Here is a 17,956-nt window from a genome sequence, read left to right as displayed (position 1 = left end):
TCCAATGGCTTGCGCAGCTCGATCGACACGGTCCCGCCGATCCCGCCCTCGGTCAGATCGACGGTATAGCCTTTATAGACGTCGATCGACTTGACCAGCTCGGTCGCCAGCTCGCGAAAGTCGCCGCCGCGCGTGCCGAGCGCCGACACCTGGCTCATCCCGTTGACTTCGACGCGGTTGAGATCGGGCTCGACGCCGCGGATCGACACCTGAACGCCCTCCCCGAAATCGCGGCTGAGCTGCACGCCGGTCACGCGCGCCAGGGAGTCGCCGACATTCTTGTCGGGGAAGCTGGCAATGTCGTCGGCGACGATCGAATCGACCACCGTTCCGGCATTGCGCTTGCGCGCGATCGCCGATCGCAGCGACGCCCGTGTGCCGACGACGAGGATGTCGCCCTTGTCGATGCTGTCGGGTGACGTACCAGCCTGATCTTCGGTTTGCGGCGCCCGCGGCTGGGCCGCTGTCCCCGGCGCGGGCGAAGGCGCGGGCGCGGGATCCGATTGCGGCGGGGTAGTAGGCGCGGTCTGTGCCAGCGCGGGCGCGGCGGTGGCGCAACCCAGCGTCAGGGCGAGAACGGAAACAGTGGTTAAACGGCGCCCCTTCCGCCGGCGATCTGCAGTCATCGATCTCTCTCCTGTACTCGCGCTTTCGCATTGCCCCGGCGCCCTCCTGGCCGGTGCGAATTTACGCGCTTCTGATTATCTGGCGTCGAAAGGTGTGCACGCGGCAATGAGCGAACGACCAAGCGCCATGGTGATTCCTGTTGGGAAAAGTCGCACTTTCATGGTCATCCCTCTCGTAACGCGGCTTTTACCGTCGCCCAGCAGCTTCTGCTCAATGCCCACAATGTGAGCATGCGTTCCACTCTATGTTGCCAAATCGTGCAATGCAATCCTATTAAGTAGGATAATATCATGCAGGCGGAGAGAGGTTGTCATGCAAGGCTTCAGGAGAATATCGCTTGCGACGTCCGCAATTGGCGCCCTGCTGGCGGTGGCGACTGCCGTCGGCGCGGCGCCGTCGCGTGAGGCCGAGCGACTCGATCGCGGGCTGATCGCCTCGCCGGCCAAGGGCGGCGGCTGGCTGGTCAGCTGGCGCCTGCTGGACAGTGACGCACGCACTATCGGCTTCGACGTCTATCGCGATGGGCGTCGCATCAACGCCAAACCGATCTCCGAGACCAGTTCGTTCGTCGACCCCAGCGGGTCGGCCGCCGCGCATTATACGGTGCGCGTCGCTGGCGCTCCCGCGACAAGGAAAGCGAGCGCCCCGGCGATCATGATGCCCAAGGGGTATTTGTCGATCCCGCTGACCCCGCCGCCGGGCGGAACCGAGCCCGATGGAGAATCCTATACCTACACCGCCAATGACGTGTCGGCTGGCGATCTCGACGGCGACGGCCGCTACGAGTTGATCCTGAAATGGGATCCCAGCAACAGCCACGACAACAGCCAGGCAGGCTATACCGGCGACGTTTTCGTCGACGCCTATACGCTGGACGGCAAACGACTGTGGCGCCTCGATCTCGGCAAGAATATCCGCGCAGGCGCGCATTACACTCAATTCCAGGTATTCGATTTCGACGGCGACGGCCGCGCCGAAGTGGCGATGAAAACTGCCGACGGGACGGTCGACGGCACCGGCAAGGTCATCGGCGATGCCAAGGCCGACTGGCGCAGCCATGACGGTGAAGTGCCGCAACCCGACCGCACCGGCGCCAAGCTGCTCGCCGACGGGACCAAGGTGGCGCCGCTCAAGGGCCGCATCCTGAAGGGCCCAGAATATCTCACCGTGTTCGACGGCCGCACCGGCCGCGCGCTGGCCACCGCGCCGTACGACCCTCCCCGCTATCCCGGCGGCAATCCGACCTTCGAGCAACTGCGCGACACCTGGGGAGACGGCTATGCCAACCGCGCGGACCGCTTCCTGGCCGGCACCGCCTATCTCGACGGGCGGCATCCCAGCATGATCTTCGGCCGCGGCTATTACGCCCGAACGGCAATCGCCGCCTGGGATTATCGCGGCGGCAAACTGACCAGGCGCTGGTTGTTCGATTCGGCGACGCCGGGCAATGGCGACTATGGCAATCGCGGCAATCACCAGCTCAGCATCGCCGATGTCGATGGCGACGGTCGTGACGAGGTGATCTACGGATCGATGGCAGTCGACGACGATGGCAAGGGGCTATGGACCGACCCGCTTTATCACGGCGACACGATGCATGTCGGCGACCTCGATCCCCTGCGCCCAGGGCTCGAGAAATGGGGTGTATTCGAAGAGGTGAAGGCGAATGGCGGGCTAGGCTCGGGCCTGCTCGACGCGCGCACGGGCGAAGTCCTGTGGACCAAGCCAGCCGAGACCGACACCGGGCGCGGTGTCGCCGCCGATATCGATCCGCGGTACGTCGGGGACGAATTCTGGGGATCGAACAGCCGCGACCTGTTCGACGTCCACGGCAAGGTCATCGGCCCGGCGCCGCGGCAGACCAACTTCGCGATCTATTGGGATGGCGATTTTCTGCAGGAGCTGCTCGACGGCACGACGATCAGCAAATGGAACTGGAACACCAGCACCGCGATTACCCTGCTCCATCCCGACGACGTCGCATCGAATAACGGCACCAAGGCGACCCCTGCCCTTCAGGCCGACATCCTGGGCGATTGGCGCGAGGAAGTGGTGTGGCGCTCGGCCGACAATCGCGAACTCCGCATCTACACCACGCCATATCCGACGACGCACCGATTGGTCACGCTGATGCAGGATCCGGTCTATCGCGCCGGCGTGGCCTGGCAGAACACCGCCTATAACCAGCCCCCGCATCTCAGCTATTTTCCCGGCGCCCTGAAACCGAGCGAGACGGCCGCGCAATAGGCTGCGCCGCCCTTCCCGCTCCATGGAGCCTTCCATGCGGGGTCTTCAGCCGGGCCAGCCGTGATCGCGGCTCCACGTCAGGAACAGGTCCAGCCACGGCACCGGTGTGCCGTCTTTATGATTAGCGGGAGGGCCGTGGCCACCCTTTTCGAACACCGTCAATTCGGCCGCCACCTTCGCCGCCTTCAACGCCTCGAACATCAGCATCGCATTGCGGAACGGCACCACCGGGTCGTCGCCATTGCAGGCGACAAAGCTTGGCGGCATCGATGCCGGCAGGTCGCGTTGGGCCGAGTAACGCTGTTGCCATTCCGGATCCGCAGCGTGCGCGCCGAGCAGTTCGCGGCGCGACTGGGCATGGACGCCATCGTCGAGCATCGTGATGACCGGGAAGAACAGCCCCGCCACGAGGGGCGCCGCGGACAGGCGATCGGCGGCATCCTGCGGCTGATAGGTCGCAAGCGCCGACCGGCTCGCCAGCCGCGCCGCGACATGCCCGCCGGCGGAAAAACCGGTAACCGCAACCCGCGCCGGATCGACGGGCCAGCGCGTGCCCGCACCGGCGCGGATCACTCGCATCGCACGCTGCGCGTCCTGCAGCGGCGTGTCGGGGCCAGCCGCCCAATTGTCGTGCGGTAACCGATACAGCAATTCGAACGCCGTGATCCCGCGCGCGGCGAAATCGCGAGCGATGGCGCCGCCGGTACGGCCCACCGCGACACGAGCATAGCCGCCACCCGGACAAATGAGCACCGCCGCACCGCTTGGCTTGGCCGGCTTGACGACAGTCAACATCGGCGACGCGACATGCGGCCACGCGATGTCATCGACGCCGCCGTTGGGCGATCTTTTGACCCATTGTTCGATCACCGCCGGCGTCGGTGCGCCGGGCGGTGCCTTGGGCCAGATCGGGAAGCGATCGACCGTCACTCCCTCATCAGCCCCGGCCGCCGCAGCGCGTACGGTTGCGGGAAGAGCAAACGATGCGGCGATAGAGCCGGCGATCAGCGAGCGGCGCGTCGGCATCAATTGCCCTCCGGACGGCGCGCGTCGTGCGCGATGCTGGGCGTCAGCCGAAAGCTCGACGGATCGGGCGGGCGAGCCGGATCGAATGGCGGCAGAGCGGTCTTCAAATGCCGCACCAACGGCAGCTTCGCATCCGCCAATCCCTTCGCCACGCACCGCGCCAGCACCCAGGCGCCGTAATTGTCATGATGCGTCGCATCCTTGCCGTTGTCGTTGAAGGCAATTGGTGCCCGATCCGGCCCCAGCGCCTCATAAAAGGTCATGCTCATGGCGTTGAGGTCGACCACCGGCACGTTGAGCTCGCTGCCAACCGCCTTCACCGCCGCGGCATAGTCGCTCAGGGTCGGGCGGATTCGCGTGCCCGTCCAGAAACGCCGTTCGGGGGAGCTGACCAGCACCGGCGTGACGCCGTGCCTGCGGAATTCGGCGATCCAGGTGCGCAGATAATCGCGATAGGTCGTCTCGGCCGCGGCATAGGTCTGCGGCCAGTTCGCCTTCTGGTCGTTATGCCCGAACTGGATCAACGCCCAGTCGCCGGGCTTGGCCAGTTCGAGCACCTTGGCGAAGCGCAATTCGGTCATGAACGACTTCATCGTTTCGCCGCTTTCGGCGTGATTGGCGATGGCGATGTCGGGGGCGAAGAAGGCGGGGAGCATCTGTCCCCAACTCGCCGCCGGCTCGGCCGGCTGGTCGGTGACGGTGGAATCGCCGAGCAGGAACACGGTCGGCAATGTCACCGGTTCGATCGCGATCGCGGTCACGCCGGGATGCTCGCCGAGTATCTCCAGCGTCAACCTGTCGTCCCAGTTGAACGAGGCCTGCTCACGCGGCTTCAGCAGTACTTGCGATCCGCCGGGTGCGTTGGCCGGCGGCGGCACCAATTTGGCATCGCGCACATTGACGATGAAGCTGATGGTCGCGTGTTGTCCAGCCGCAACCTTCAAGGCGTCGACCATCAGGCGGCGCGACTCCGCCTTGATCGTGGTCTCGGTAGCGATGTTCGGCAGGCCGAGCGTCACCGTCACGCGGTAATTGCCCGGTGCCGCCGCGACCGAGAACAGCCGGTCGCTGCCCGCTTCATAGCCATATCCATCCGCATAGGCGCGGCCTGGCGCGACCGCGACGGTATCGGCGGACGTCGGTGCGGAGCCCAGCGCGAAGCGGCGGACCTGGGCGGACGCGGGCTGGATCGTTGCGGCGGCGATCATCGCGACGATCGCGATCAGGCGCATGACGGCCCACTCACCGGAACGGTGCGGGTCAGGGCAGGAACATGCGGTGTCACGCGCTTGGAAATCGGCATGCGCAACGCCTTCAGACCTATCGCCACCAGGTCGGCGATATGGCGCGCACCGATCTCGCTGAAATGCGTGTCGTCGGACACCCCGTTGGGATAGCCGGGTGCCCCCGCCGCACCGTCATAATGCAGATAATAGGCCTTGGCCGCATCCGGACCCAACGCCTGGACCATCGCCTGCGAGCTCTTGCCCAGGTCGAGCAGTGGCGTATGCGTTTCCTTCGCCACGCGGCGTGCGGCATCGGCATAGGCGGGAAAGCTCGGTTGCTCGACGCCGTCCTTGAAATCGCGACGAGCGACCGGGGTGAGGATGACCGCCCTCGCGCCTGCCTTCTTCGCCACATCGAGAAAGCGGTGGAGGTTGGCGATATATTGCTCGATCGTCGTGTACCGTTCGGGCTTGTCGATGCTCGCGTCGTTATGGCCGAACTGGATCAGCAGGGTGTCGCCCTTTCTCAGATCGGCGGCGATCTTGTCGAGCCGGCCTTCGCGGATGAAGCTGTTGGTACTGCGCCCACCGATCGCGCGATTCTCGATCGTCACGCCCGGACCCACGGCGCAACGCAGCATGGTGCCCCATCCCGACTGCGGATATTTGTCGGGTTTGTAATCCTGTGCGGTCGAATCGCTGGCGATGAAGATGCGCATTGGCGCCGGCGACGATGCCTGCACGCTTGCTGCCATGAACATGGCCAAAGCGCCGATCAGCACGGTTGGCATCCGCATCCTTTTCTCCTTCATCGCCTTGTTCCGTATTATGCAATCGCGTCCTACGACTCGCAACCATCTGCGATAATTTGCTACAATTTTCCCAACATGTAGACATTGCCTCTACATTTCGGGAAATGCTAGGCGAGTGAACCGATACGACAAACGCGCGGCAACAGCGCGGGACAGGAAGAGAAGGGGTGATGACGCGATGGGCATAATCCGGCTGGCTGGCATGCCCTTCGGCATACGCTCCGCGACCGCTACCGACACTAGGCAACATGCGTCCGGCCGATCCGAGGTGCGGATCGCTCGCGGCCCATTGCCTGTCCATCGTCCGTACACCCCCTGCCGTTGATGGAGAGAGAGAAATGAACCTGAGCCGTCGCGACGCGCTGAAGGCCGGCCTGTTGGCGGGGGTGACAACCATACTTCCGATCAGGCTGGACGCCGCGCCCGTCGGTTTCATCCCCGCGCCCGTGCACTGGATCGACGGGCAGGCGCCCGACACGCATAGCGGCCAGACCTTTGGCGTTGCCTGGCCACGCGGGTCCATCAAGCGCGACACGCCGCTGGCCGTTCTCGATGGCGCAGGGAAGCCTGTCCCGTCGCAAGGCTGGACCACCGCGACCTGGCCCGACGGGTCGATCAAATGGACCGCGCACGCAATCCCCGCCGACCTTTCGCCCGACGCGCTGACCGTCACGCGAGGCCGGCCTTTGCCGCCAACCCAGCCGGTTGCGGTCGCCGAGAACGCCGCCGCGATCACGATCCGCGTCGGTGACCTCGCCTGGGAAATCGCGAAGAGCGGCGACGCCCTGATCCGGTCTGCGACGCAGGGCGACCGGCCGGTGCTCGGTCCCGTCTCGCTAGTCGGGTCGTCGCGTACCGAACCGATCCATGGCGCCGACACGCCGTTCACCGGCCGGATCGACACGGTGACGGTCGAGCAGCGTGGGCCGGTCCGCGCGGTGGTACGGATCGACGGTCACCATATGTCGGGCGAACGCGCCTGGATGCCGTTCACCGTCCGCCTCTACGCTTATGCCGGGTCGACCGGTCTGCGTATCGTCCACTCGGTCGTGTTCGATGGCAGCGCTAGCCATGATTTCCTCTCCTCGCTCGGCATCAGTGCGACGGTGGCGATGCGCGGTGAGCTTCATGATCGCCACGTCCGCATTGCCACGGATGGCCAGATGTTCGCGGAAGGCGTCCGCCCGCTGACCGGACTGCGTCGCGACCCCGGCAAGGCGTTTCGCGACGCGCAGATTGCCGGTCGCGCAACACCGCCGCCCGACCAGATGGCAGGAGCGGTCCGCGCGACGCTGCAACGCATTCCCTCCTGGGGCGACTTCCGTCTCGAGCAGCCGACCGCCAATGGCTGGGCGCTGACCAAGCGAACTGGTCACGATCAGGGATGGATCGACGCGGCGGAGGGGCGGCGCGCACCCGGCCTTGCTTATGTCGGCGGACCGGACGGAGGGGCCGCGATCGGCGTCCGCTATTTCTGGCAACGGCATCCGACCGCGCTCCACATCGACGGCGCGACCGGCGACACCGCAAAGTTGACCGCCTGGCTCTGGTCGCCCGAGGCACCCGCCATGGACCTGCGTCCCTATCACGGCACGATGGGGATGGAGGGCTATGACGCGCAGAATGAAGGGCTGTCGGTCACCTATGAGGATTACGAGCCAGGCTGGGACGACGCCTCGGGCATCGCGCGCACCAGCGAGTTGATGCTGTGGGCGCTGCCCGCCACGCCCGACCACGACACCTTGGCGGCGATGGCCGCCGCTCAGGCGCAACCGCCGCAATTGATGGCCGCCCCCGCCCACCTCAATGCCGCCGGAATATTCGCCGATTACGGCCTTCCCGACCGCTCGACTCCCAACCGCACCGCGATCGAAAACCAGCTGTCCAACCTGGTCGATTTCTATGCCGGTGAAGTCGATCGCCGCTCCTGGTACGGCTTCTGGAACCATGGCGATGTGATGCACACCTATGACAGCGACCGCCATCGCTGGCGCTACGACATTGGCGGTTTCGCCTGGGACAATAGCGAGCTCTCGACCGATCTGTGGCTATGGTACCAGGCGCTCCGCACCGGCGACGCCCAAACCTGGCGCCTTGCCGAAGCGATGACGCGCCACACCAGCGAGGTCGACGTCTATCACACCGGGCGTTTCGCCGGCCTCGGCACGCGCCATGGCGTGCAACATTGGGGCGACAGCTCGAAACAACCTCGCGTCAGCAACGCCACCTACCGCCGGATCTATTATTATCTGACCGCCGATGAACGGGTCGGCGACCTGATGCGCGCGCTGATCACGTCCGACCATGCGTTGACCAGTGTCGAGATCGGCCGAAAGGTCCCCGGGGCCAAGAAGCCGCAATTGCCGCCCGGCACGATCGAGATGACTTTCGGCACCACCTGGTGCCCCCTCGCCGCCGCCTGGCTGACCGAGTGGGAGCGGACTGGGAACACCAAGTGGCGCGATCGCATCGTCGCCGGGCTGGAGACGATCGGCCGCCTTCCGCATGGCTGGATGACCGGGAGCGCGCCGTTCGAACTGGCGACCGGCCGCTTCATCGACCAGAAGCGCGGGATCGGGCTGTCCCATCTCAATGCCGTGTTCGGCGCGGTGGAAGTCAGTTCGGAGCTGCTGCGCCTGCTCGACGTCCCCGCTTATCGCAACGCATGGCTGGAATATTGCCGCTGGTACAACGCGCCGCAGGCTGAATATCTGGTGAAGTTCGGGCCGCCGTTCGGGCCGCGCAACCTGCGCGAGGGGCATTCGCGGCTGACCGCCTATGCGGCGTTCCAGGAGAAGGATGCGGCGCTGGCGGCGCGCGCTGCCGGCGAGTTCCTGTCGGGCGATGCCGGGCTCGGAACATGGCCGCGCGACCCGCGGCACATGGTCGATGGCGTGCTCGAATGGCCGGGCGTATCGACTAACGCCTCGGCGCAATGGGGCCTCGCGGCGATCCAGTGTCTGGCGTTGATACCCGAAGCGCTCGACAGCGTGCCGATTGTCGCGCCCGACGCTCCCGGACGCAAACGACTGGGCGATTCCGGCCGTGACTAGCTCGCAGCCGCATGATCGGAGTAAGAATATGAAACGTCTGTCGGCGTGGCGCGCCGCGACGATGCCACTTGTTGCGCTTCTCGCGCCGACCATGGTCGCTACACCCGCCATCGCGGCGGGCAAGATCGCCGCCTCGAGGGACAAGTCGGCCGCTGCTTCAATGGCCAATCGGGATGCCGACGATCTCGCCGATTTCGACCGCCGGGCCAAGATGGCGCGCGAATTGGGGGCGACGGAAGTGGTCGTCACCGAAGGCCTTCCGATCGCCTATTGGGAGCTGGACGCCGACGACCCCTATCCGGCATGGTTCGCGCACCACGCCACCCTGTTCAAGATGTTCCCGCCCGCGGCGGTCCGTCCGTTCATGGATGCGGCCTATGCGGCGCGCGTCCAGCGCATCGTCACGCAGCGCTGCCGGATCCTCGGCAAATACGATCTGAAGGCGATCTGGACCGCGAACGAGCCCGGCGTCCTGCCCGAGGCATTCTTCGCCGCTCACCCGGAATATCGCGGCCCCCGCATCGATCAGGTCACGCGATCGAAGAACGTCTATTTCGCGCCGAACGTGGCACAGCCTGATGTGCTGGCGATGTATCGCGAGGCGACCAATGCGCTCCTGTCGGCATGCCCGCAGGTCGAAACGTTTCTGTGGGTCACGACCGATGCCGGGTCGGGCTTCGATTGGGCGCCAGGCCTGTATCCCGGCGCGAATGGTGCATCGGAAAACCGCGACGTGCCGCTCGCCGACAGGGTGGTCGGCTTCATGACCAACATTCAGCAAGCGGCAGCCGCGTCAGGTCATCGGGTCCGCATCAACATCAACCAGATACCGCCGCGGCCCTGGATGATCGCGACCTTCGGTCCGGACGTGCTCGAAAACATCCAGCGCAAGCTCCCCGCCGATCTCGCCGTCAACGGCAAGGAGGGTCCTGACGGACGTCCATTCGAGACCGGCATCACGCGTGTCGATGACAGCGCCTTCTCGCCGGTCGTCGGCCTCGTCGTTCCGAGTTTCGATCCCGTCGCCAAATCGAGCGGCGCTCACAAGGCCTATCTGCTCGGCGATCACGAAAGCGAGGATTTCTCCTTGCGGCTGCTCCGGTCGACGCGGGATCAGCCGATGACAACGACGGTCGAGCGGCTCGCCGCCCTGCGACGGTTCGCGGTGTCGGAAGTGGGTGACGGCCAGGCCGACACATTGATCGACGCCTGGAGCGCGCTCAACGATGTGCGGAAATATCTCGATGTGCTCGAATTCGGTCCGATGCTGCGCATGGGGCATGTGCTCAATCGCTGGATCGAACGGCCGATGGTGCCGTTTCCGGCCGAGCTGACCGATGCCGAAAAGGCCGGCTATCGCCGCTTCCTCTTTCAGGCCGGGACCGAAGAATCGGCATCCAATCTGGCCGACATTCAGGCAATGCGCATGTACGAAGGATGGGGCGCACACCTGCTGCTCCAACGCGCCATCGAAATATCCATGCCGCGCGTCCGGCGCGCGCAAAAGGATTTCGACGCTCTCGCGGCCTCGGCGAGCACGCCCGATGCGGCGGACTATTGGCGGCTGACGAGCGAGCGTGTTCAGGCGCTAGGGTATTTGTTGCAGTCGGCCGACAACATGGTCGGCTACCAGGCTCAGCTCGACCGCGTCACCGCGCTGGGCGTGAAACCCGAAGCCCATCCGGTCCTCGGCGCGCAGAACGATTGGGCGCGCGCCGACATGATCAACACCGCGCGACGCGAGATCGATACGGCGGTAGCGCTCGACAAGCTGATGTCGGGCAGCAGCCGCCCGCTACTCGATCTGGCCGCCAGCGACGGCGAGGAGACGATCATGAAGCTTGGCCCCAATTTCCAGTCCGTGCTGCGGCAAAAGGTCCGCACCATGAACGCCCATTGGCGCGACTATGATCGGCTGTTCACGATGCCGAACCCGTGATCGGGTGACACCTCTTCCGTCTTGCTGGAGTCGGATCTAGTCGGAAGTCGACGCTCGATATCCGAGCGTAGCGCCGATGCTCGCCGCCGCCGCCTTTACCGGATTGGCAAGCTCGCCGAGAACCTTGTCCGTCAGATAGGCGGCCGCTCCGGCGATGCTGATAGCGACCACGATCTGGCCTTTGTCGTTCCTGACAGGGGCGGCGACGGATCGGACGAAGTCGCCGGCCTCGCTCTCGTGAAGCACCACGCCCCGCGCCCTGTTCTGCCGCATGCCGTCGAGCCAATCCTTCAGCTTCTTCGCGCTCGCCTCGGGCTTTTCGGCCTGGAACAATTTGGTCAGCGCGTCTTCCGATTGGTCGAGCAGCAGCGCCTTTCCGATGCCGGTCTCCACGATCAATCGCCGATCGCCGGGCGCTGTCGCCACCCGCAGGCGCTGCCGCCCGGTCACGCGGTCGAGATGGCGAGACCAGTCGCCCTCGCGCTTGCCGAGAAAGACGCAATAGCCGGTTTCGGCCGAGAGCGCCTCGAGATGCGGCCTGGCGAGCCGCACATAATCGGTCTGCTCCTGCGCCATCGATCCGAGCTGGAGAAGCTTCGGGCCCAGCGAATAGCCGTCCGGCGTGATCGCAAGGTAATCGCGCGCCCTCAGGGCCTGGGCAAGTCGATGGGTCGTCGATCGCGTGAGATCGAGATTGCGCGCCAAGTCAGCCGATTTCACCGGTCCGTTGATGACTTGGTCGAGAATATCCAGCGCACGCATCAACGATTGCGCGCCCTTCAACGAAGCGTATGGATCCTTGACGTCGGCATCTTTCGCCATCGAATTCTATCTCCGCGCTAGCGCCAGCGCATTGGTGAATGCTGATTGATTTCTCTGGGGCCCACGCGACGAGATAGGTTCCTCCCCGTCGTTTCACTAGCGGCCCGTGGGAGGAAACGGAAGAGAAAGGGACAGGCGTGATTGACGACAAGAGGGGCGACGAAGCCTTGCCGACCGACCGTCAATCGCGACAAACTGCCGCTATTGTCGGCCCCGGTTCGATCGGCGGCACTATCGCGGCCTGGTTGGCGGCATCCGACGCGATCTCCGTAACCTTGTGCGTTCGTACGCCGTTCGATCGCTTGGTCGTCGAGACGCCGACAACGCGTCTCGACGTCGCGCCACGTCAGATTTCGCGACCCGATGCCGCGCAACCGGTCGATTGGGTTTTGATCGCGACCAAGACTTATGACGTCGCCGGCACCGCCGCCTGGCTCGCGCAGTTGGTCGGACGGGAAACCCGCGTCGCCGTCCTGCAAAATGGGGTCGAGCATGTGCGTCGCTTTGCCGACCATGTCCCGTCCGACCGACTTTTGCCGGTGATGGTCGACATTCCGGCCGAGCGCGATGCGCCCGGTCGCATCCGGCAACGGCGGCGTGGCACGATGGAAGTCCCCGCGGGGTCCGCCGGCCACGCCTTTGCGGCGCTGTTCGAGCGGGCGGAGATCGACGTCTCCGAGAGCTCGGACTTCGTCACCGCGATCTGGCAAAAATTGTGCGTCAACAGCGCGGGTGCCGTATCGGTCCTGAGCAACGAGCCGGGCGGCGTCGCGCGGCGCGAGCCTGCGGCCGAGATCATGCGCGCTTTGATCCGCGAATGCATTGCTGTCGGCCGCGCGGAGGGTGCGGTTCTCGACGACTCGCTGATAGAATCGGTCGTCCAGCGCTATCGCGATGCGCCGGCGGATTCGGTCAATTCGATGCTGGCGGACCGACGCGCGTCGCGCCCAATGGAATGGGATGCCCGTAACGGCGTTGTCGGTCGGCTGGGCAAAAAGCACGGCATCGCGACCCCGGTCAGCGATACCGTTGCCGGCTTGCTGGCGACGATCGACGAGAGCGCCCGATCGAAGCGCTGACATCGACCGATTGCGGCAGGTGCCGCCTCGCGCCGCGTCGCCGGTGCCGAGGAGAGTCATGAGCGCCGCTTCACGGCACCCTGGCGCGCGATCTCGACCGCGTAGATGCCCGGCTCACCTTCCATGTTCGACCGGAAGATGAGCCATTTGCCGTCGGGCGAAAAACGAGCATTGGGTTCCAGCCGATAATCCTGCCTCGACATGTCGACCAACTTCTCGCCATCGAATGTGCCGGGCGCAATCAACGTCTCCGATCCCGGCGCATGGATACCCGCGACATCGGGAATCGCCCTGGGACGGAACAGATACAGCCATTTCCCGTCCGGCGCGTGCGCGACCATTTCGCTATCGCCGCCGTCGCCGGAGAACACAGTCTGGTCGGGCGAGATATTGTAATGGACCGACCATTGGTTGCGATCGACCTTGTACCGGCGCCGCTTAGTCGTCGCGAGATCGTATCCCGCGAGCCAGAAAACTTCGCCGCGCGGCGTTTGCAAATCGTACCAGATGGTCTTGCCGTCGGGTGACCAGAATTCGTGACCGGCGATTTCCATGTTCATCGTACGAACATGGATCTTGGTCAGGCCGGTGCCGTCGGTCCTGATCGTCCAGATCCGATCGACCTTATGCCAGGGACCTTCATGGCAAAACATCAGCAGGCCCGGATCGGTCGGCGAGAATTGCAGGTGATTGAGCCAGTCGGTCGAGGCGATCACGGTCTTGCGCCGGCCCGTGCGGATATCGATGGTGAATATCTCCATCGGAATCTTGGCGTCGAGCCGTTCGTTGAGCCGCACTTCCTTGGCCTCGGCGAAGGTCAGCGGCTTACCATCGGGGCCATTGGCGGCATAAGGCGCCTGGTCGAAACGGGCATCGCGGCCGGCCGTACCCGGCTGCAACGGCATCGCCCGTTCGGTCACTGCCCCCGCAAGCAAGGTCTCGTCGGCGTTGATCGTCGCGATGCCGCCCGCCGGCACGTCCGCGATCTTCCGCGCTTTTCCGCTATCGATATCCGCCGCCCACACTTCGATCGCACCGGTCTGGCCATCACGGTCGGCGGCACCGGTGCCGGCAGCCGAGCGACCGCGCGTCGAGTAATAGACGGTGCGCGTCTTGCGGCCGGTAAACAGCAATTGCAGCCCCTTGCCGGTCACGACGGGAGTAATTTTCCACGTCCTCAACTCGACGGCAGCGATTCCCTCCACCGTCGAGATGACCATCTTGTCGCCTTGCGGGGTGAAGGCCTGCTGGTGGAAATAGAGGCTCGACATGCCCGGACCGGTCGAGATCCGGACGACACGGTGACCGGTCTTCGCGTCGACCCATTCGCGCGGCGTATCCGCAGCCGGCGCCGCGGTCGACCCCGCGATGACGGTCAAAGCGAGCAGCGTGGCAGCCATCAGCTTCATGTCTTCCATCTCTCCAAAACGGACCGCCTTCTGCCGGGCTGCCGGTTGCTCACGTTCATCGCTCGTATTCCAGCTATCGGCCGTTTCCGGACGGCGCAGAAACCGTCCGGTTCGATCAAAAACTATAGGCCGCCCCTAGAAAGATGGAGCGCCCGGTCGTGCTGAAGACGCGCTGCGCCTTGCGATCCTTGCCGCTATACTGGTCGCCTTTCTGATCCGTCAGGTTCAGGAAATCGCCGGTGATCTTGAACCTTTTGGTGATCGCGAACGACATCGAGGCGTCGACGTTCATCGTGCCGTAGCTGTAATAGCCGTCCGCCACACCCGGCTTGAACGGCAGCCCGATCAGATAGGCACTGCGGTAGGCCGCCGAGACATGGGTCGAGAACCGTCCGTCATCGTAGAACAGCGTCGCGTTGACCGAGTGCGGCGACACATTGACGAACTGATCGTGCGTTGCGGCAGCGTTGGCCGCTGTCGACAGGAAATAGAGCACCGACGACTTCACATAGGTGTAGTTCACCGCCGCCCCGAAATGCCCGAGGAATCCGGGCAGGAAACTAAACGGCTGCTGAAGATTGACCTCAACCCCTTCGATATAGCCGCCTGCCGTATTGCGCGACCGCGTAACGGTATAGATCGTCGTCGCATCTTGCCCCGGAGGCAGGAGGTTGAGCGGCAATCCGGTGTTGCCGTATGGCTCGAGCGAGGCCAGCGTCTGGATCGTGCTGCCGACATCCTTGTAGAACAAGGCGATGCCGTAAAACGCGCCCTTTTCCGGATAATATTCCAGGCTCAGATCGTAATTCTTCGCCCGATATGGCTTGAGCAACGGGTTGCCGATTGACGCGCTTTGCGCACCAAATTGCGTATTGATCGACCCGCCGGGATTGAGATTGCCCAACCCCGGTCGCGCCATGACCTTGGCCGCCGCGGCGCGTAAGATCAGACGGTCGGTGACGTCCAGCGAAACGTTCGCCGAGGGCAGGAAGTCGTCATATCCGTTCGGCACGCTGACGCGCGTGCTGCCGGTAAAGCCGGTCGATACGACATCGGTGCGTACATAACGCAGGCCCAAATTGCCCCGCAGGGAACGGCCGCCCAAGACGTCGAAGTCGAAATTGACTTGGCCATACAGCGCCTTGTCCTCCTCGCGCACATCTCTGTTCTGACCAAGCGCGGCGGAGCTGGAGCTGTCGACGGTGAAATCGCCATATTTGTTGACGCAATTGCACAGCAAATCGAGCTTGCTGATGAACGCATTGACGTCGGGCACCACCCAGCTGCTGACCGAACCCGCCGGGAGACCGAGCCCTTGGCCGAAGCCGGTCACGCTGGTGCTGAGCGCCGCCAGGTTCGGGAAGTCCGCGGCAAATTGCGCAAAACCGAACTTCGACAGATCGGGGGCATTGTTGGCGCTGACGGTGGGCCGCTGGTTCTGACGCGCGTTGAAATTGAACCTCTTATATTGAGCGCCGGCCTTGAACGACAAAGCGTTGTTGGCGCGATAGGTGAAGCTGGCGGCGGCAGTGAACAGATTGTTCTTCACGCGCGCATTCACCAGCCGGATATCCGGCGTCAGGCCGGTCCCGGCATTGGTGAAGGTGACGTTCGCAACGTTGTTGACGTCATAGCCATAGTTGATCAGCGGGCGCCGGCTGTCATCGCGAGCGTCATAGCTATAGCCGTTCTTGTTGAAGCCGTCATAGGAAATGAAGACGTCATAAGGCTGATTGAAATCCGATCCGGCCGCACCGATTTTCGCATCGAAGGTCAGGTCGTCGGACAGATCTTCCTTCAAGGTCAGGCCGAATTCGTAAGTCTTTGTGCGAGTCTTGCTGACCTCCTGGATCTGCTTGATGTCGACATTGTTGATCTTCATGTAGTCGACTTGACCCGTCGGATCGACATTGACATCGATCAGCTGCGAATCGACGCGCCCTGCAAACAAGGGAAATGCCGCGCTCGCTTGGTTGACGTTGCGGTTATTGGACGCCAGCGACAGCGCGAAGTCTTTGCGATTCTGATCGAATTGCGAATAGACGCCGTCCAGCGTGATCTGCGTTTTCTCGGATGGTTTGTACTGTAGCGCGACCGTGATGCCGAGCCGTTTCTGGTCGAGCGTGAACCGTCCCAGCCCAGGATTTCTCGGCAGGAAGACGTTCGGCTGATTAACCTTGGAATAGGCTTCGTCGTTTGACGGCAGGCCGGAGAAACACTGGTTGGCCGGTCGATTGCCCGTTCCGGACAGCGGGTTCACGAACGGAATTGGTGTATTAACCACCTGACTACCAGGCTGGTTGGGATCGTCGGTCGCCCGCCCGCAAAAGCCGTTGAGCGCGTCCGAATAGTCCGATTGCGACGTGTCGCTATAGCCGTCTTCCTGCGCTTTCCGGGTGCTGTAGGCGACCGATACGAGCGCGCCGAAATCGCCGAACGTGTCGCTGATCAATCCGGCAATACGCGGAGCGAACGTCTTGTTGTTATCGTAATAGGCGCCCTGCCCCGACACCGCGAGACGAAAGCCTTTCTTGTCGAACGGGTGGGCCGTTTGAAGATCGATCGTCGCGGCCAGCGATCCTTCGTCCATGTCTGCCGATTGCGACTTGCTAACGGTGACGCCGCTGAACAATTCGGACGCGAAGGTGGAGAAATCGAAGCCGCGCGTACGGTTGATCCCGGCAACCTGGCCCAAGGTCGATCCGGTGGTCGCGGAATAGGCCTCGATCCCGTTGAGCAAGGTGCGGACGAAATCGCCGCCAAGCCCGCGAACGGTCACGTTTCGTCCTTCACCGCCGTCTCTCGTGATCGAGACGCCGGGAATGCGCTGGATAGACTCCGCCAGATTGGCATCGGGAAAGCTGGCCATGTCGTCGGCCTTGATGACATCGACGATATTGACCGAGCTGCGCTTGCTGTCGATCGCGCTTTCGAGCGAGGCGCGATAGCTGGTGACAACGATATCGTTGGGGACGCTCGTGTCCTGGTCGCTGGGCGCCGCCTTTTCAGGTTGCTTGTCGACAGCGGAATCGACCGGCGGCGTCGCTTGCGCGTAGGCAGCGCCGGAAAAGCCGATCGACGCCGACGCGGTGGCCAACGCCAGAAGCGAGGGCCGCAGAATCCGCGCACGGCTGCGACCAATGCTCTTGAATTTCATCCCCATCTCCCTCTCCCGATGAGGGCAGCTTCGGTGAGCCGCCCCTCTTTTCATTTCGGATGCGCCGTCGACCGCTGAGCCGCCCCCTCCAGAGCGAAACATCGCGAGGCTCGCATCACCTCCCATTCGCGCCATCACGCGCAATCAGATTGTCCGACAGATTGCCCCGGGCTGTAAAGACCAAATATTGCGTACTACTCCCACAGTGTGGGATTATACGAAGTTTTTGCGCGCTGAGGCGTTTCCAGGGGACCGATGATAGTGTTTGGGCAATCTGATTAAGGCGGTGAGTCGGGCTCGCCTTTCATGCACGATCAAACGCACGCTGCGGCAACGCTGCCCGTCAACGCTCGCGTGACGATCGTCCACCGACGGCCGGGAAAGGTCCGAATTCCGGAAGTTGATCCACCTGCGCCCAACGGCACGGCCAAGAGGGCGGCTCGCATTTGTCGAGCGCGCATCGAGACGGACAGTAGCGCTTCCTCGCGCATACCGTGGTCCTGAAAGGGCAAAGGGTATAACTGTATCGACGGCCGCGCCGCCATCGCCAAATCATCCG

General features: G+C 63.9%; 11 protein-coding genes. 4 read left to right on the top strand and 7 right to left on the bottom strand.

The genetic code is table 11. The annotated features are described in order from the left end of the window. A partial coding sequence (locus tag SAS01S_RS01100; RefSeq protein ID WP_245656707.1) for a TonB-dependent receptor plug domain-containing protein occupies positions 1–626 on the bottom strand: 626 nt, incomplete at its 3' end. Between the two features lie 370 nt (positions 627–996). Between SAS01S_RS01100 and SAS01S_RS01095 the strand changes: the two genes are divergently transcribed. Next, positions 997–2,874, top strand: a complete 1,878-nt coding sequence (locus SAS01S_RS01095; RefSeq protein ID WP_500799070.1) for a rhamnogalacturonan lyase — start codon at positions 997–999, stop codon at positions 2,872–2,874. Positions 2,875–2,919: 45 nt separating this feature from the next. On the opposite strand, the gene SAS01S_RS01090 is transcribed toward SAS01S_RS01095, so the two are convergent. Genes SAS01S_RS01090 through SAS01S_RS01080 form a run of 3 tightly spaced genes read right to left on the bottom strand, consistent with a single transcriptional unit; the run spans position 2,920 to position 5,923 of the window. Then, complete coding sequence (locus SAS01S_RS01090; protein ID WP_066803483.1) at positions 2,920–3,900, bottom strand: alpha/beta hydrolase; 981 nt, start codon at positions 3,898–3,900, stop codon at positions 2,920–2,922. Next, a complete protein-coding gene (locus SAS01S_RS01085; protein WP_066803480.1) occupies positions 3,900–5,132 on the bottom strand; it encodes a rhamnogalacturonan acetylesterase in 1,233 nt (410 codons plus the stop codon). Before SAS01S_RS01085 ends, SAS01S_RS01090 begins: the two co-directional genes overlap by 1 nt. Then, positions 5,123–5,923, bottom strand: coding sequence for a rhamnogalacturonan acetylesterase (locus tag SAS01S_RS01080; protein WP_066803504.1), 801 nt, complete (start codon positions 5,921–5,923; stop codon positions 5,123–5,125). Before SAS01S_RS01080 ends, SAS01S_RS01085 begins: the two co-directional genes overlap by 10 nt. A gap of 353 nt (positions 5,924–6,276) precedes the next feature. Between SAS01S_RS01080 and SAS01S_RS01075 the strand changes: the two genes are divergently transcribed. Continuing rightward, complete coding sequence (locus SAS01S_RS01075; protein ID WP_245656706.1) at positions 6,277–8,991, top strand: exo-rhamnogalacturonan lyase family protein; 2,715 nt, start codon at positions 6,277–6,279, stop codon at positions 8,989–8,991. A 28-nt stretch (positions 8,992–9,019) separates the two neighbouring features. After that, positions 9,020–10,930, top strand: coding sequence for a hypothetical protein (locus SAS01S_RS01070; RefSeq protein ID WP_066803477.1), 1,911 nt, complete (start codon positions 9,020–9,022; stop codon positions 10,928–10,930). 36 nt (positions 10,931–10,966) lie between these two features. On the opposite strand, the gene SAS01S_RS01065 is transcribed toward SAS01S_RS01070, so the two are convergent. Then, positions 10,967–11,752, bottom strand: a complete 786-nt coding sequence (locus SAS01S_RS01065; RefSeq protein WP_066803474.1) for an IclR family transcriptional regulator — start codon at positions 11,750–11,752, stop codon at positions 10,967–10,969. Positions 11,753–11,889: 137 nt separating this feature from the next. On the opposite strand from SAS01S_RS01065, the gene SAS01S_RS01060 reads away from it, so the two are divergent. After that, positions 11,890–12,831 carry a 2-dehydropantoate 2-reductase gene (locus SAS01S_RS01060; protein ID WP_245656705.1) on the top strand — a complete coding sequence of 314 codons (942 nt, stop codon included), beginning with the start codon at positions 11,890–11,892 and terminating at the stop codon, positions 12,829–12,831. A gap of 56 nt (positions 12,832–12,887) precedes the next feature. Here the strand turns inward: SAS01S_RS01060 and SAS01S_RS01055 are convergent, their stop codons facing one another. Beyond that, on the bottom strand, positions 12,888–14,240 hold the full coding sequence (locus SAS01S_RS01055) for an oligogalacturonate lyase family protein (protein ID WP_066803501.1): 1,353 nt from the start codon (positions 14,238–14,240) through the stop codon (positions 12,888–12,890). Between the two features lie 115 nt (positions 14,241–14,355). Then, complete coding sequence (locus SAS01S_RS01050; RefSeq protein WP_084238372.1) at positions 14,356–17,397, bottom strand: TonB-dependent receptor; 3,042 nt, start codon at positions 17,395–17,397, stop codon at positions 14,356–14,358. Positions 17,398–17,956: the final 559 nt, after the last annotated feature.

The sequence above is a fragment of the Sphingomonas asaccharolytica NBRC 15499 genome, assembly GCF_001598355.1.
Lineage (GTDB): Bacteria > Pseudomonadota > Alphaproteobacteria > Sphingomonadales > Sphingomonadaceae > Sphingomonas > Sphingomonas asaccharolytica.
The sequence above is the reverse complement of the archived record's forward strand: the minus strand, read 5'-3'. Positions and strand labels throughout refer to the sequence as shown.

Coding starts and splice junctions, on each gene's coding strand:
- SAS01S_RS01090 (WP_066803483.1), bottom strand. CDS start 3,900: ATGCCGACGCGCCGCTCGCTGATCGCCGGCTCTATCGCCGCATCGTTT.
- SAS01S_RS01085 (WP_066803480.1), bottom strand. CDS start 5,132: ATGCGCCTGATCGCGATCGTCGCGATGATCGCCGCCGCAACGATCCAG.
- SAS01S_RS01080 (WP_066803504.1), bottom strand. CDS start 5,923: ATGCGGATGCCAACCGTGCTGATCGGCGCTTTGGCCATGTTCATGGCA.
- SAS01S_RS01075 (WP_245656706.1), top strand. CDS start 6,277: ATGAACCTGAGCCGTCGCGACGCGCTGAAGGCCGGCCTGTTGGCGGGG.
- SAS01S_RS01070 (WP_066803477.1), top strand. CDS start 9,020: ATGAAACGTCTGTCGGCGTGGCGCGCCGCGACGATGCCACTTGTTGCG.
- SAS01S_RS01065 (WP_066803474.1), bottom strand. CDS start 11,752: ATGGCGAAAGATGCCGACGTCAAGGATCCATACGCTTCGTTGAAGGGC.
- SAS01S_RS01055 (WP_066803501.1), bottom strand. CDS start 14,240: ATGAAGCTGATGGCTGCCACGCTGCTCGCTTTGACCGTCATCGCGGGG.
- SAS01S_RS01050 (WP_084238372.1), bottom strand. CDS start 17,397: ATGAAATTCAAGAGCATTGGTCGCAGCCGTGCGCGGATTCTGCGGCCC.